The organism is Phenylobacterium sp., assembly GCF_035569475.1.
In the GTDB taxonomy this organism is placed as follows: Bacteria; Pseudomonadota; Alphaproteobacteria; order Caulobacterales; family Caulobacteraceae; genus Phenylobacterium.
Map to the genome: position 1 here is coordinate 1 of NZ_DATMNA010000042.1, position 13,699 is coordinate 13,699.

The following is a 13,699-nucleotide window of genomic DNA, read 5'->3' on the forward strand; positions in this document are numbered from 1 at the left end:
GGTGGTTGCCCCGCTGGGTCACATGGTGCGGCAGGCCTGGGATGACGACGCGGGCGAGGCGGGCGATAGGGCGTCTCCGGAGACTGGTGAACTTCGGACGCCGGTGATAGAGGTTATTTCATACAGTGTCACCGTAATCCCTTCCGCGCCGCGACCCTCTCCTCGCTGGGCGCCACCCACGTGAGCCTGATCGGCGCCTGACGCCGGGCTTGCCGCCCCCCGAAGGGGAACACCTGATTCCGGAGGTGGAAAATGGTGGGTGCAGTAGGATTCGAACCTACGACCCGCTGATTAAGAGTCAGCTGCTCTACCAACTGAGCTATGCACCCGCCGTCGCTCCGGGCCACTATCGGGCCCGGCGGCGAGGGCGCGGAAAATACGCGAAAACGCGGCCTTGGCAAGGCATGTGCGGCAGGGGGTTTCGGTGACGGCGCAAGGGTCTGACGGCGCAGTGGATTTTGCCTACTTGGAGGGCTTCGCCGCGGGCGACCGGCAGGTGGTCGCCGAGGTCCTGACTCTGTTCCGGGAGCAGGCGCGGGCCTGGGGCGGATCCTTGGAGACCGCCGGGCCGGCGTGGCGCGACGTGGTCCACACCATAAAGGGGGCCGCGCGCGGCGTCGGCGCTCATCGTCTGGGCGACGCCTGCGAGCAGGCCGAGGCGGTGGGGGCCGAGGGCCTGCCGGGGGTGCGGGCGGCCTTGCAGGCGGCGGTGGCGGCGATCGAGGCCTACCAGGCCCGAAGCTAGGCTTCCTGGCGAAGGGCGTCCCAGACGCCGAACTCGTAGGCGATGCAGCGTTCGACCAGCGTGCGCCAGACCGGCTCGGCGATCTCCTCGGAGAGCCCGGCGGCGCGGGCCGCGGCCTTCACCTTGGCCACCACGTCCTCGACGCGGGCGTTGTCGCGCACCGCAGCGCGGTCGGCCTTGATGCGCGCGGCGGCGTCCATGTAGCGCTGCCGCTCGGCGAGGACGGCGACCAACAGACGGTCGAGGGCGTCCACCCCGACGCGGACCTCCACCATAGTGGCGCAATCGGCGGGCGCGGGGCGTGGATCGGTGGTGAATTCCATACTGGGCTCGTCTTTGACTTCAGATACCGGCGCCGTTGTCGATCGCCAGCAGCGCGGCCTGGTGGGCTTCGGCCTGGGCCTCGATCCAGCTCACGAAGGCCTTCACCTGCGGCAGCCGGCCCTTGGCCTTGGGATGGACGAGGTAATAGGCGAAGTCCACGGCGGTGGCGATCTGCAGGGGCGCGACCAGGCGGCCGGCCTCCAGGTCGGCCTGGGCCAGGGTGCGCTTGGCCAGCGCCACGCCGCGGCCGTTGACCGCCGCCTCGATCACCAGGCTGGACTGGTTGAAGCGCGGGCCGCGCATGCCGTCGATGGACTTCAGGCCCCGCGCCGCCAGCCACATGGACCAGTCGGGGCAACTGTCGTCCAGGTCCGGCGAGCCGTCGTGCAGGAGGACGTGGTTGGCAAGGTCGGCCGGCGTGGCCAGCGGCTGGGCCGCCAGGTGCTCGGGGCTCGCCACCGGGATCACGGTCTCGGAGAACAGCCGCTTGACCTCCAGCCCCGGATAGCGCCCGGCGCCGTAGCGGATCGCCACGTCCACCTCGCCGGCCTGCAGGTCCACGAGCTCGATGGCGGCGGAGAGCCAGACGTCCACCTGCGGATGGGCCTTCTCGAAGGCGCCCAGCCGGGGCACCAGCCACTTGGCCGCGAAGGAGGGCGGGGCGGTGAGCGTCAGGCGCCGGCCGTCGACGGCGGCGGTGAGCAGGGAGGCGGCCTCGGCCAGGCGGTCGAAAGCCTCGCGCAGGGCCGGAAGCGCCGTCTGGGCCGCGTCGGTCAGCAAAAGGCCCTTGGGCGTGCGCTTGAACAGCGCTGCGCCCACATAGTCCTCGAGGTTCTGGATCTGCTGGCTCACCGCGCCCGGCGTCACCGACAACTCGTCGGCGGCGCGGCTGAAGTTCAGGTGGCGCGCCGCGGCCTCGAAGGCGCGTAGCGCGTTCAGCGGCGGCAGACGCCTTCGTTCGACTGGTCTTTCCATAGAATTCCTGACAGCCCCGGCAGAAGTCCTCGGCTTGCGACTTGGGCGCCCGGTTCCCTATTTGCAAGCTTCCGCCGGTGCATCGGCCCTTTTCATCGGTGGGATATCGGCGGGGCGGGCTTCGGTCCGTCCCGTTCCGGTTTGTAAGCAAAGCTTATTAGAGAACCTAATCCATGACGCAACGGCGAGCTGGACAGCGCGGGAGCGGACTGGTGGTGCTGGGCGGCGGGAGCCGTGGTCAGGCCGGCGTGGTCTGGCTGGTGGGCGCGGGCCCCGGCGATCCAGATTTGCTGACCCTCAAGGCCCTGAAGGTCCTCCAGACCGCCGACGTGGTGGTGCATGACGGCCTGGTCTCCGACGAGATCCTGGAACTCGCGCCGGCCCGGGCGCGGCGCATTTCGGTCGCCAAGCGCAAGTCGCGCCATTCCTACAGTCAGGACGAGATCAACCGCATGCTGGTGGCCTTCGCGTTTGACGGCCTGACGGTCGTGCGGCTGAAGGGCGGCGACCCCTTCATCTTCGGCCGCGGCGGCGAAGAGCTGGAAGCGTGCCGCGCGGCCGGCGTCCAGTGCCAGATCGTCCCCGGCGTCACCGCGGCCCTGGCCGCCGGCGCCGGCGCTGGCGCGCCGCTGACGCATCGCGGTTCGGCCCAGGCGGTGACCTTCGTCACCGGGCACGCCTCCAATGGCGCCGAGCCGGACCTCGACTGGGCGAGCCTGGCCAAGGCCAACCAGACGGTGGTGATCTACATGGGCCTGTCGCAGGCCGCCCCGATCGCCGCGCGCCTGATGGCGGCCGGCCGCGCGGGCGTCACGCCGTCCCTGATCGTCGAGAACGCCAGCCGCGCCGACGAACGCAGGATCGTCACCACCCTTTCCGGCCTGGCCGACGCCGCGGCGGGCCTCAGCGGTCCGGCGCTGCTGATCGTCGGCGAGGCGATGGCCTTGGCCCTTCCTCTCCCGCGCAGCGGGAGAGGGGGACCATCGGCCGAAGAGCCGATGGCGGAGAGGGAAAGCCTCAGGCTCGACGGAACGACCGGCCGCGCGATGGCTCAGCAGGCGGGGCTTTCCCTCGCCCCCACGCCCTCTGCGGGGCGCGGTCCCCCTCTCCCGCTGCGCGGGAAAGGAGGCGTGCAATGAAAGCCCTCACCGCCAACCGCCTGATCGACGGCGAGGTCGTGTTCTGGCGAGCGGGCCAGTGGGTGGAGCAGTTCGGCGAGGCCGAGCTGTTCGCCGACGACGATCCGGCCGGGGAGGCCGCCGAGGCCCACGGCAAGAACCAGCCGACGGTGGTTGTCGAGCCCTATCTGATCGACCTGACCCAGTCGCAGGGCCTGTGGGCGCCGGTCAGCTACCGCGAGCGCATCCGCGCGCTCGGCCCCACCAACCTGAACCACGGCAAGCAGGCCGAGGGCGGCGCCGCCATCGAAGCCCTGCAGCACGCCCACGGCGCGGCCCGCTCCACCGGCCGCGTCGACCTGATCAAGCGCAAGTAGAGGCCGTCCATGTACCGCTACGACCAGATCGACAGGGACATGCTGGCCGACCGCAGCGCCGAGTTCCGCGGCCAGGTGGCCCGGCGCCTGGCGGGCGAGCTCTCGGAAGACCAGTTCAAGCCGCTGCGCCTGCGCAACGGCCTCTATCTGCAACTGCACGCCTACATGCTGCGGGTGGCCATCCCCTATGGCTCGCTGAACCCGACGCAACTTCGCAAGCTGGCCTGGATCGGGCGGACCTACGACAAGGGCTACGGCCACTTCACGACGCGGACCAACCTGCAGTTCCACTGGATCAAGCTGGCCGACGCGCCGGACATCCTCGACGCCCTGGCCAGCGTCGACATGCACGCCATCCAGACCAGCGGAAACTGCATCCGCAACGTCACGGCCGACCCCTACGCCGGAGCCACCGCCGAGGAGATCGACGACCCGCGCGTCTGGGCCGAGGCCATCCGCCAGTGGTCGACGGCGCACCCGGAGTTCAACTGGCTGCCGCGCAAGTTCAAGATCGCGGTCACAGCAGCCGCCAAGGACCGCACGGCGGCCAAGACCCACGACATCGGCCTCAACCTGAAGCGCGCCCGCGACGGCGTGCTGGGCTTCGAGGTGATGGTCGGCGGGGGGCTCGGCCGGCTGCCGCACATCGCCCCCACCATCCGCCAGTTCCTGCCGGCGACGCGCCTGTTCTCGTACCTGGAGGCGATCCTGAGGGTCTACAATCGCCATGGGCGGCGCGACAACATCCACAAGGCGCGGATCAAGATCCTGGTGGCCGCGCTGGGCCGCGACGAGTTCGCGAGCCAGGTCGAGGCCGAGTGGGAGAAGATCGGCGACACCGCCGACCTGCCGGACACCGAGCTCGCGCGCATCCGCGGCGCCTTCGCGCCCACCGCCTTCGAGACCCTGCCGGCGGTGTCGGAAGCCTTCGAGGCCGCCAAGCTCAGGAGCCCGGCCTTCGCCCGCTTCGCGCGCAACAACCTGAAGCCCCACAAGGTGGCCGGCTATTCCATCGTCGAGATCTCGCTGAAAGCCATCGGCCAGACGCCCGGCGACGCCACCGCCGAGCAGATGGAGGTGGTCGCCGACCTCGCCGAACGCTTCGGCCAGGACGACATCCGCGTCACCCACGAGCAGAACCTGGTCCTGCCGCACGTGAAGCTGGACGACGTCCCTCAGGTCTGGGCGGCGCTCTCGGAGGCCGGCCTCGCCACCGCCAACATGAACCTGGTCAGCGACATCATCGCCTGCCCGGGCCTCGACTACTGCGCGCTGGCCAATGCGCGGTCGATCTCGGTCGCCCAGAACATCGCGGCCAAGTTCGCCGATGCCGAGCGCGCCGAGCGGGTGGGCGAGCTGAAGATCAAGATCAGCGGCTGCATCAATGCCTGCGGCCACCACCATGTGGGCCACATCGGCATCCTGGGCGTCGATAAGAAGGGCGAGGAATTCTACCAACTCACCCTCGGCGGCTCGGCGGCGGAAGACGCCGGCGTCGGCCAGGCGCTCGGGCCCGCTCTGCCCTACGACAAGGTCGCAGACGCGGTGGACACCCTGGTGGATGTCTATCTGCGCGAGCGGCAGGGCGCCGAACGCTTCCTCGACACCTTCCGGCGCACCGGCGTCGCCCCCTTCAAGGAGGCCGTCTATGCCGATGTTGATTAGTCTCAAGCGCGGCGCCTTCGCGCTCGCCGAGGACCCCTTCACCGCGGTCGGCGACGACCAGGCGATCCCGCCGGGCGACGTGATCGTCTCCCTCGCCCGCTTCCAGACGGAAGGCGAGGGCCTGCTCGGCGAAGGCCGCCAGGTGGGCGTGCGGCTGGAGAGCGACGAGGAGGTCGAGGCGCTGGCCTACGACCTGCCGCAGATCGCCGTGGTGGCCCTGGCCTTCCCGAAGTTCGGCGACGGCCGGGCCTACACTTCTGCGCGGCTGCTGCGCGAGCGGTTCCACTTCAAGGGCGAGGTGCGCGCCGTGGGCGACGTGCTGCGCGAGCAGGCGGGCTACATGGTCCGCTGCGGATTCGACGCCTTCGAGCCGGCGGACGGCTCGACCGTGGAGGTGTGGGAAAGGGCCGCCCATCGCTTCCGCCACGTCTACCAGCGCGCCAGCGACGGCCGGTCTGCGGCCTTTGAGGCGCGGGGAGGATGAGCTTGGCCTACGACATCTCCGCCGACCGCTACCTGACACTCGCGGCGCGTCTGGACGCCGAACTGCGGCACGCGCACCCGCGCACGGTGCTGGAGGCCGCGGTGGAGACTTTCGGCGAGAAGCTGGCCCTGGTCTCGTCCTTCGGGGCGGAATCGGCGGTGCTGCTGCACCTGGTCTCCAAGGTGAAGCCCGACATGCCGGTGCTGTTCCTGGACACCGGCATGCTGTTCGGCCAGACCCTCGACTACCGCCGGCAACTGGCCGCGAAGCTCGGCCTGACCGACGTGCGCGACCTGCGGCCCAACTATCACGACCTGGCCACCGCCGACCCCGACGCCAAGCTCTGGCAGACCGACACCGACGCCTGCTGTCATGTGCGCAAGGTGCTGCCGCTGGACCGGGCGCTGGCCGATTTCGACGGCTGGATCACCGGGCGCAAGCGCTTCCACGGCGGCGCGCGCCTGTCCCTGTCGGTGGTCGAGGAGGCCGACCATCAGGTGAAGTTCAATCCGCTGGCCAATTGGGCCAGGGAAGACCTTGACGCCTACGCCGCCGAACACGATCTACCGGCCCATCCCCTGGTGGCCCAGGGCTTCCCGTCGATCGGCTGCTGGCCCTGCACCCAGGCCGTGGAGGAGGGGGCTGACGCCCGGGCCGGCCGCTGGGCGGGCCAGGACAAGACCGAGTGCGGCATCCACGTCGCGCGCGCCCCGGGGGCTGTCGCCAATGTCGGCGGCGACATTTGACGCGGGCCTAGGAGAGCGTAGACACCCCGATGAATGACCTTTCCCTGGCCCCGGCGGCCGCGTCCAGAACCACGTCAGTGAAGCCGGGCGGCGCCTTCTTCGTCGAGACCGTGACCTGGGTCCAGCATTGGACCGGGAGCCTGTTCTCGTTCCGCACGACCCGCGATCCCGCCTTGCGCTTCGCCAGCGGCCAGTTCGTCATGGTCGGGCTGGAGAAGGAGGACGGCAAGCCCCTGGTGCGCGCCTATTCCATCGCCTCGCCGTCCTGGCACGAGGAGCTGGAGTTCTATTCGATCAAGGTCGCCGACGGCCCGCTGACCTCGCGCCTGCAGAAGATTCAGGTCGGCGACCAGGTGCTGATCGGGCGCAAGCCCACCGGGACCCTGGTGCTGGACGGGCTGCGGCCCGGAAAGCGGCTCTATATGCTGGGCACCGGCACCGGCCTGGCGCCCTGGCTGTCCCTGGCCCGCGACCCCGAGGTCTATGAACGCTTCGACGAGGTGATCGTCACCCACACGGTGCGCGAGGTGGCCGACCTGAACTACCGCGAGCTGCTGTCCGGCGCCCTGGCCGAGGACGAGATCCTGGGCGAACTGATCGCCCCCAAGCTCAAATACTATCCCACCGTCACCCGCGAGCCGTTCCAGACCCAGGGCCGCATCACCGACCTGATCGCCTCGGGCCGGCTGTTCCGCGACCTCGACACGCCGCCGTTCGATCGGGCCGTGGACCGCGTCATGCTGTGCGGCGGGCCCTCGGTGCTGGCGGACCTCAAGCAGCAGCTTCTGGACCTCGGCTACGAGGAAGGCTCGATCTCCAATCCCGGCGACTTCGTCCTCGAACGCGCCTTCGTCGAGACCTGACCGCGCCCGACAGGGCTGAAACGGAAAACGCCGGCCTGGGAAGCCCAGGCCGGCGTCCTTGTCTCCAAGTCGGACGTCCCGCTCAGCCGGCGACGGCGACGGCCATCTTGCGTTGACGGCGAAGCAGCGAGCCCATGCCGAAGAAGCCCGTCAGCATCATCGCCCAGGTGGTCGGCTCCGGCACGCCCGGCAGCGGCCAGCCGATGGCGAACGACTGGTGGCCGTCGTAGGGGTCGACCTCGACGATCGTGTAGAAGCGGTCGTTCCCGTCGGCCAGGTTGCCGCCGGCGTTGTCGAAGACGCCCGACGAATAGTCGTTGAACAGTTGCGAATAGGTCTTGGTCCCGCCGGCGGTCGCGTTCGCCTGGCTGGCGTCGATCGTCACGGTCGCCGTGGGATTCTCCACCTTCCAGATCGCCGCCTGGATCGCGGCGAGCTGCAGCTCGGTGACCGCCTTCTGCGCCGTGGTCTGGCCGGTTTCGTTCTGGTGCAGCAGCCAACCGGTGTCGATCAGGTTGGTCAGCGCGGCGAGCTGCGTCGGGGAGACGACGTTGGCCGGCGCGGTCGGGCCGAAGTTGCTCGGCAGCGGATCGGTGACCGTCAGGCTCTCGTTGTTCTGATAGACCAGGTTCAGGCCGCCCAGGGACATGTTGTGGTAGATGTCGACGCAGAACCCAAACAGGTCGTACTGCGGGCCGGACACGGCGTTGGCGTGGCCCGGATCGTTGAAATCCTGGACCGTGAAGGTCACGCCGTTGGAATAGACGTGCTCGCCGTTGACGTAGGCGAGGTAGTTCGTGTCCATGCTGGCGTTTTCGAGCTTGATCTCCTGCGCGGCCGAGGCGTGCGAGGCGACAGCCAGCGCCGCGAGGCCCGCCGCGGCGGCCAAGGCCTTGATCGCGCGCGAACCCGAGTACCTGTTGGAAATGCTCACTTGCGCTGTCTCACTCTTGAACACGACTTGCCCCAATTGGCCCTCAGGACGTCCTTTGCATCGATGATGCCATCGACGCCGCGCACAGCCCCTGAGCGCTTGCTTACGACGTTACGCAAACTTTAACGGACAGCGCAATCGGACTCGCCTGGAGGGGGATTAACCACCCCCGATCGTCGGGATCGCCTTCGATTTCGGCGCCTTACGGGGGTCAGGCGCCCTTCCGGGCCGCGATCCAGGCGTCACCCGTCTGGTCGAGGATATCCAGCGGCACGCGGCCGCCGCTCAGCACCGTCTCGTGGAAATCCTTGATGTCGAACTTCCCGCCCAGGGCCGCCTTGGCCCGCGCGCGCAGGTTGACGATGGTGGTGTGGCCGAGCTTGTAGGAGCAGGCCTGCCCCGGCGTGGCGCAATAACGTTCGACCTCGCGGGCGGCGAAGCCGGGGGCCTCGCCCTCGTTCTCGACGAATCGGGCGATCGCCTGCTCGCGGCTCCAGCGCATGTGGTGGATGCCGGTGTCGACCACGCAGCGGTTGGCGCGGAAGAGCTGGAACTTCAGGTAGCCGATGCGGCCCAGCGGATCGTCGTCGTACATGCCGATCTCGTCGGCCAACTGCTCGGCGTAGAGCGCCCAGCCCTCGCCGTAGCCGGAGAAGCCGGTGGACTTGCGGATCAGCGGCAGGTCGGCGTTGGAGAGCGCCAGCCCGCCCTCGAGCTGGTGGCCCGGCAGGCCCTCGTGGAAGATAGTGGTCGACAGGCAGAACCTCGGCCATTCGGCGCTGTCGTGCAGGTTGAAATAGACGATGCCCGGCCGCGAGCCGTCGATCGCCGGGCCCTGGCTGAAGGCCGAGGCCGCGCCGGCCTCGGTCTGCACGGGCACGCGGCGCACCTCGAACTTGTAGGGCGGCACGCGGTTGAAGACGCTGGGCAGGCGCGGGCGGATCTCGTCCAGCCGGCGGTTGCAGTAGGCGATGGCCTCGACCTTGCCGGCGTCGGTGTTGGCGAACAGTTGCTTGGGGTCGGCGTAGAGGTGCTTGATCCGCTCGGCGATGGAGCCCTGGGTCAGGCCTTCCTTCTTCAGCAGCCCGTCGATGCGCGCCGAGATCTCCTTGCCCTGTTCGAGGCCGATCTTGTGCACCTCGTCGGGCGTGTACTTCGTCGTGGTCGTGGAGTTGAGGGCGGCTTCGTAGAAGGCCGGGCCGTCCTTGAAGCGCCAGACGCCGGCGTCATGGACCGCGGTGGCGCGCAGCTTGCGGGTGGCCGCCAGTTGCCGCTCCAGGGCCGGCAGCACCTTTTCGCCGTAGATCTTCGCCGCGTCCTTGCCGTAGCGGTCGCCCAGGCCCTTGTCCGCGGCGCGCCGGGCGATGGAGGTGACCACCAGCGCTTTGTCGGCCGGGGCCACGGTCTTGCTCATCTGGTCCAGGGTCAAGTCCAGGATGAAGTCCGGCGGGACGATTCCCAGCGCCACGTCGTGCGCCAGCCGGTCGGTGTCGGCGTTCAGTTGGTCGCCGAAGGCCGACAGGCGCGAGAGATAGGCGTCGGCGTCCTCGGCGGTGTTGATCGTGTGCTTGGTGTCGAGGAAGTCGGGCGTCGACTGGTACGAGCCGGTGAGCTGGCTCAGCACATAGGTGGACGGGCTGAAGGCCGAGCCGCCGAAGTCGAAGCTCTGGGTGCGGGCCGTCGACTGGCGGGTGTAGAGCACCACGTCGTAGTTCAGCCGGTCGGGGCCGGTGAGCCTGACCCGGTCGATCGCCTGCAGCCGGCGCAACTGGTCGGCGTTCAGCGCCCGGGAGGCCGCGCGGCCGGCGCTGGAGGGGTCGTCGAGCTTGGCCTTCAGGCCGGCGTTCGCGCCCTTGTCCAGGCCGAGCTGGGTGGCGCTCTCCGGACGCTGGTGCAGGCCCTCCTTGAAGAAGGCGTCGAACAGGGCCGAAAGCTGCGGATCGCCGGCCGCGAGCGTGGGGCGCGCCAGTCCGGCGGCCGCCGCCGCGGCGCCGGTGGACAGGAGCATGGCGCGGCGGTTCAGCATCGTCTGTGTGTCCGATCAGGGGAAGGGAAGGCAGCGGACCCTAGGGCGGACTCGGGGCCGCTCGCAAGGCGTGGTCCAGCACAAAGGCGGCGCGCTCGGCAAGCGGAGCCTTGGGCATAATGACCGGCGTGTAGCCGAAGCGCGCGAGCCCGCGAAGAATGCGCCCGAACGTGGCCTCCGCCTCCGCCCAGTCCTGGCGGCGCTCGGCGTCGGTTTCGTAGATTTCGAACCACGGCGGAAAGACGAAAACCTGGCGGTTGTACCGGCGCGCCTGCGCCGCGGCGATCAGTTCGCCCGGCGCATTCCACCTCGGGTCGAAGCCGTCGAGAATGCTGCGGTCGAAGAACACGCGGCCCGTCTCGTGGGCCAGGGCGTCGAACTTGGCGATGTCGCGCCGGACGCACTGGTCGCAGTAGGCCGCGTGGTCGTCCCAGGGCACGGCGGAACAGCCGGCCGCCGCCTGCTCGGCGATGACCGCGCGATGGGTCTCCTCGACCACCCGCTCGCCCAGGCTTTCAAGATGGCGAATGAGCGTCGTCTTGCCGACCCCGGGTCCGCCGGTGAAGACGAAGAAATTCGGTTTTTCGATCAAGGGATTCTCCAGACAAGCTGATCGGCGCCGAGGAGTCGGCGGGCGCGCGGTCCGGGGAAATGTTTGGGCGAGCCGGAGCTCTAGCCTGGCGGGCAGCCTTCGAAGTCGCCGACCTTGACGGCGGTCAGGCTGGCGAGGTTCAGGCTGCGGACCGCGCCCATCGAGCCGGCGTTCTTGCCGGTGTAGAGGTCGATGCGCTTGCCCTTGATCGCGCTGCCGGCGTCGGAGGCGTACCAGTAGCCGTCGTGGACCGAGCCGTCGGGCATCTTCAGGCCGACGGTTTCCTTGATGAACAGCACGCTGCGCTTGGGGATCAGGTTCTTGTCGACGGCGACGGTGCGCATGGCCACGACCTTGCAGCCCAGGGCGTCCAGCGCGCCCACGCCCTTGGCGCCGGCGTGATAGAGCGTGGCCTTCAGGTTCCAGCCGGGGCCGGAGGGCAGGGCGCCCGTGACCACGGACATGATCAGGTCGCCGACCGGATCCGCAGGCGCAGCCTGGGCGGTGGAACCGAGGAATATCAGGGGCAAAACTGCCAGGGCGGCGAGGCGGCGTCGAATGACGGCGTCCTCCTTCGTCGTTGAACTGGTGCGCCGACGAACCTAGCCGGACTGGCCGGGGCTGCCAACCCCGCGCGGGCTGCGGCCCCTTGGCCTGTCAGCAACTCTAACAGGCGACGTTAGGCGACATCGCTTGCGCGCCCAGGCGGATCGCCGCCTTATCCGCGCCGCGAGCAGGGGAGGGTTTCATGAAAATCTATGGGGATTCCATCTCCGGAAACTGCCTGAAGGTGAAGTGGGTCGCCGATTCCCTGGGGCTTTCCTACGACTGGATCGAGACCGACATCCTGAAGTCGGAGAGTCGTACGGCCGAGTTCCTGGCGCTGAATCCGGCCGGGCAGGTGCCCGCCGTGATCCTCGACGACGGCCGCCCCCTGGCCCAATCGAACGCCATAATCCTGCATCTGGCCGAGGGCTCGGCCCTGATCCCCGCCGACGCCTACGAGCGGGCGAAGATGCTCGAGTGGATGTTCTGGGAGCAGTACAGCCACGAACCCTATGTCGCCGTGGCCCGCTTCCACGTTCGCTACCTGGGCAGGGCCGTGGCTGACCTGGAATCGCGGATCGTCGAGCGCGGCGCCGCGGCCCTGCAGCGACTGGAGGATGGCCTGGCGGCCGCGCCGTTTCTGGTCGGAGCGTGCGTCAGCCTCGCTGACGTCGCCCTGGTGGCCTACACCCGCGTCGCCCACGAAGGCGGTTTCGAGCTTGGCCCATACCCCCGCGTGCAGGCCTGGATCGCCCGCGTCGAGGCGGCGCTGAAGATCGCCTGAACCCCCCTTGCCATCGGGGAGGCGAGCCGACAAACCGGAGGGCATGAAACGCGCCCTCATCGCCGGCCTCGCCGCCCTCGTCATCGCCGCGCCCGGCGCCGTCTTCGCCTGGGGCGGCTCGGGCCACCGGATGATCGGCGTGGCGGCCATGCGGGCCCTGCCGGCCGAGCTGCCGGCTTTCCTCAAGACGCCGCAGGCGATCGTCGACGTCGGCGAGTACAGCCGCGAGCCCGACCGCATCAAGCGCGCCGGCAAGGCCTTCGACAGCGACCGCGACCAGGGCCACTTCCTGGACCTCAACGACGACGGAACGGTCCTCGGGGGCCCGAAGGCGGCCGCCCTGCCGGCGACGCGCCAAGACTATGAAAAGGCGCTGCAGGCGGTCGGCCAGGACAGTTGGAAGGCCGGCTACCTGCCCTACAGCATCCTGGAATACTACCAGCAGGTGACCGAGGATTTCGCCTATTGGAAGGCGCTCAAGTTCGCCGAGTCCAACCCGGCGTGGGCGGCGCACAAGGCCTTTTTCACCGCCGACCGCGTGCGGCGCGAGAGGCAGATCCTGATCGACATCGGATACCTGTCGCACTTCGTCGGCGACGGCAGCCAGCCGCTGCATGTCAGCGTCCATTTCAACGGCTGGGGCGACTATCCGAACCCCGGCGGCTATTCCACGTCGAGGACCCTGCACGCCGATTTCGAGGGCGCCCTGGTGCGCCGGGCGGTCACCCAGGCCGATGTGGAGAAGGCGATGAGCCCGCTGCACGCCGCCGACGCCGGTGTCGACATCCAGCAGGTCGGCGCCTACCTCGCCGCCACGGGGGGCCAGGTGGTCCCGCTCTACGAGCTGGAGAAGGCCGGCGGCTTCAAGTCCGGCGATCCGCGCGGCGCGGCCTTCGCCACCAAGCAGGTCGCCATCGGCGCTTCGGAGCTGCGCGACATGATCGTCACGGCCTGGCGCGGGGCGAACAAGCAGACCGTGGGCTGGCGGCCGACGCCGCTGGCGGACATCCTGTCGGGCAAGGTCGATCCCTATCCGGCCTTCTATTCGATCGACTGATGAACGTCCCGCAGTTCGGCCAGCCTGAGCCTGGGCGGTCCTATCCGGACCGGCCTGCGGGCTTTGTGATCGTCCCGCGCGGGGATGAGATCGCCGTGGTGCGGGTGACCTTCGAAAGCGGCGGCGAGCGCCTCGACCTGCCCGGCGGCGGCCTCGACCCGGGCGAGACCGCCCCGCAGGCGGCCGCTCGCGAATGCGGCGAGGAGGCGGGGCTGAAGGTGGCCGTCGGCGCCGAGGTCGCCCGCGCCGACCACTATTTCACCAACGAGGACGGCTCGAGCGTCAACACCCGCGGGACCTTCTTCGCCGCCCGCCTGGAGGGCGAGGCGCCGGAGCTGAAGGTCGAGGACGACCACACCCTCGAATGGATGACCCCGCAAGAGGCCCTGGTCCGGCTCGACCGCGAGTCCCACGTCTGGGCCCTGGCCGCGTGGCTGCGTCGCGCCCGGGATTTGCGCTAGGG

The 13,699-nt window shown here is 69.4% G+C and carries 16 protein-coding genes and 1 tRNA gene; 10 read left to right on the plus strand and 7 right to left on the minus strand.

Annotation, left to right across the window (positions count from 1 at the left end):
• Positions 1-253: 253 nt before the first annotated feature.
• Positions 254-329: transfer RNA gene (locus VNW53_RS06580), tRNA-Lys, on the minus strand.
• Positions 330-451: 122 nt separating this feature from the next.
• Between VNW53_RS06580 and VNW53_RS06585 the strand changes: the two genes are divergently transcribed.
• Entirely contained in the window at positions 452-745 is a 294-nt protein-coding gene (locus VNW53_RS06585) for an Hpt domain-containing protein (protein ID WP_325554405.1), read from the plus strand.
• On the opposite strand, the gene VNW53_RS06590 is transcribed toward VNW53_RS06585, so the two are convergent.
• Together VNW53_RS06590 and gcvA are read right to left on the minus strand one after the other, a co-directional pair.
• The gene (locus VNW53_RS06590; RefSeq protein WP_325554407.1) at positions 742-1,068 is read right to left on the minus strand and encodes a chorismate mutase; all 327 of its coding nucleotides are present in this window, start codon (positions 1,066-1,068) and stop codon (positions 742-744) included. The two genes, VNW53_RS06585 and VNW53_RS06590, sit on opposite strands and share 4 nt — an antisense overlap.
• A 19-nt stretch (positions 1,069-1,087) precedes the next feature.
• A complete protein-coding gene (gcvA, locus tag VNW53_RS06595) occupies positions 1,088-2,044 on the minus strand; it encodes a transcriptional regulator GcvA (RefSeq protein ID WP_325554409.1) in 957 nt (318 codons plus the stop codon).
• A 173-nt stretch (positions 2,045-2,217) separates the two neighbouring features.
• Here gcvA and cobA point away from each other — a divergent pair, with 173 nt between their 5' ends.
• From cobA to VNW53_RS06625, 6 genes are read left to right on the plus strand one after another with little or no spacing between them, the layout of a single operon-like run.
• Positions 2,218-3,183, plus strand: coding sequence for a uroporphyrinogen-III C-methyltransferase (gene cobA, locus VNW53_RS06600; RefSeq protein WP_414693250.1), 966 nt, complete (start codon positions 2,218-2,220; stop codon positions 3,181-3,183).
• Positions 3,180-3,539 (plus strand): DUF2849 domain-containing protein, encoded by a 360-nt coding sequence (locus VNW53_RS06605; RefSeq protein ID WP_325554411.1) that lies wholly within the window; start codon positions 3,180-3,182, stop codon positions 3,537-3,539. Before cobA ends, VNW53_RS06605 begins: the two co-directional genes overlap by 4 nt.
• Before the next feature lie 9 nt (positions 3,540-3,548).
• Complete coding sequence (locus VNW53_RS06610) at positions 3,549-5,204, plus strand: nitrite/sulfite reductase (protein ID WP_325554412.1); 1,656 nt, start codon at positions 3,549-3,551, stop codon at positions 5,202-5,204.
• A complete protein-coding gene (locus VNW53_RS06615; protein WP_325554414.1) occupies positions 5,188-5,688 on the plus strand; it encodes a DUF934 domain-containing protein in 501 nt (166 codons plus the stop codon). Before VNW53_RS06610 ends, VNW53_RS06615 begins: the two co-directional genes overlap by 17 nt.
• Before the next feature lie 2 nt (positions 5,689-5,690).
• Positions 5,691-6,434 carry a phosphoadenylyl-sulfate reductase gene (locus VNW53_RS06620; protein ID WP_414693251.1) on the plus strand — a complete coding sequence of 248 codons (744 nt, stop codon included), beginning with the start codon at positions 5,691-5,693 and terminating at the stop codon, positions 6,432-6,434.
• A gap of 29 nt (positions 6,435-6,463) precedes the next feature.
• Positions 6,464-7,297, plus strand: coding sequence for a ferredoxin--NADP reductase (locus tag VNW53_RS06625; protein WP_325554416.1), 834 nt, complete (start codon positions 6,464-6,466; stop codon positions 7,295-7,297).
• A gap of 82 nt (positions 7,298-7,379) precedes the next feature.
• On the opposite strand, the gene VNW53_RS06630 is transcribed toward VNW53_RS06625, so the two are convergent.
• From VNW53_RS06630 to VNW53_RS06645, 4 genes are all read right to left on the minus strand, one after another.
• Complete coding sequence (locus VNW53_RS06630) at positions 7,380-8,231, minus strand: PEPxxWA-CTERM sorting domain-containing protein (RefSeq protein WP_325554418.1); 852 nt, start codon at positions 8,229-8,231, stop codon at positions 7,380-7,382.
• A gap of 211 nt (positions 8,232-8,442) precedes the next feature.
• Positions 8,443-10,257, minus strand: coding sequence for a DUF885 domain-containing protein (locus VNW53_RS06635; RefSeq protein ID WP_325554420.1), 1,815 nt, complete (start codon positions 10,255-10,257; stop codon positions 8,443-8,445).
• A 40-nt stretch (positions 10,258-10,297) separates the two neighbouring features.
• Positions 10,298-10,849, minus strand: coding sequence for an AAA family ATPase (locus tag VNW53_RS06640; RefSeq protein ID WP_325554422.1), 552 nt, complete (start codon positions 10,847-10,849; stop codon positions 10,298-10,300).
• Positions 10,850-10,929: 80 nt separating this feature from the next.
• Positions 10,930-11,313: a 3D domain-containing protein gene (locus VNW53_RS06645; RefSeq protein ID WP_325554424.1), complete on the minus strand. Its 384-nt coding sequence runs from the start codon at positions 11,311-11,313 to the stop codon at positions 10,930-10,932.
• A 284-nt stretch (positions 11,314-11,597) separates the two neighbouring features.
• On the opposite strand from VNW53_RS06645, the gene VNW53_RS06650 reads away from it, so the two are divergent.
• The 3 genes from VNW53_RS06650 to VNW53_RS06660 are packed head-to-tail and all read left to right on the plus strand — an operon-like array spanning position 11,598 to position 13,697.
• On the plus strand, positions 11,598-12,179 hold the full coding sequence (locus tag VNW53_RS06650) for a glutathione S-transferase family protein (protein WP_325554425.1): 582 nt from the start codon (positions 11,598-11,600) through the stop codon (positions 12,177-12,179).
• Positions 12,180-12,222: 43 nt separating this feature from the next.
• Complete coding sequence (locus VNW53_RS06655) at positions 12,223-13,236, plus strand: S1/P1 Nuclease (RefSeq protein WP_325554427.1); 1,014 nt, start codon at positions 12,223-12,225, stop codon at positions 13,234-13,236.
• Positions 13,236-13,697 carry an NUDIX domain-containing protein gene (locus tag VNW53_RS06660; RefSeq protein ID WP_325554429.1) on the plus strand — a complete coding sequence of 154 codons (462 nt, stop codon included), beginning with the start codon at positions 13,236-13,238 and terminating at the stop codon, positions 13,695-13,697. Before VNW53_RS06655 ends, VNW53_RS06660 begins: the two co-directional genes overlap by 1 nt.
• Positions 13,698-13,699 lie beyond the last annotated feature (2 nt).

What these genes read in the sequence shown, in the direction of transcription:
- VNW53_RS06590 (WP_325554407.1), bottom strand. Translation starts at nt 1,068, where the DNA reads ATGGAATTCACCACCGATCCACGCCCCGCGCCCGCCGATTGCGCCACT.
- gcvA (WP_325554409.1), bottom strand. Translation starts at nt 2,044, where the DNA reads ATGGAAAGACCAGTCGAACGAAGGCGTCTGCCGCCGCTGAACGCGCTA.
- cobA (WP_414693250.1), top strand. Translation starts at nt 2,218, where the DNA reads ATGACGCAACGGCGAGCTGGACAGCGCGGGAGCGGACTGGTGGTGCTG.
- VNW53_RS06605 (WP_325554411.1), top strand. Translation starts at nt 3,180, where the DNA reads ATGAAAGCCCTCACCGCCAACCGCCTGATCGACGGCGAGGTCGTGTTC.
- VNW53_RS06610 (WP_325554412.1), top strand. Translation starts at nt 3,549, where the DNA reads ATGTACCGCTACGACCAGATCGACAGGGACATGCTGGCCGACCGCAGC.
- VNW53_RS06615 (WP_325554414.1), top strand. Translation starts at nt 5,188, where the DNA reads ATGCCGATGTTGATTAGTCTCAAGCGCGGCGCCTTCGCGCTCGCCGAG.
- VNW53_RS06625 (WP_325554416.1), top strand. Translation starts at nt 6,464, where the DNA reads ATGAATGACCTTTCCCTGGCCCCGGCGGCCGCGTCCAGAACCACGTCA.
- VNW53_RS06635 (WP_325554420.1), bottom strand. Translation starts at nt 10,257, where the DNA reads ATGCTGAACCGCCGCGCCATGCTCCTGTCCACCGGCGCCGCGGCGGCG.
- VNW53_RS06645 (WP_325554424.1), bottom strand. Translation starts at nt 11,313, where the DNA reads ATGTCCGTGGTCACGGGCGCCCTGCCCTCCGGCCCCGGCTGGAACCTG.
- VNW53_RS06650 (WP_325554425.1), top strand. Translation starts at nt 11,598, where the DNA reads ATGAAAATCTATGGGGATTCCATCTCCGGAAACTGCCTGAAGGTGAAG.
- VNW53_RS06655 (WP_325554427.1), top strand. Translation starts at nt 12,223, where the DNA reads ATGAAACGCGCCCTCATCGCCGGCCTCGCCGCCCTCGTCATCGCCGCG.
- VNW53_RS06660 (WP_325554429.1), top strand. Translation starts at nt 13,236, where the DNA reads ATGAACGTCCCGCAGTTCGGCCAGCCTGAGCCTGGGCGGTCCTATCCG.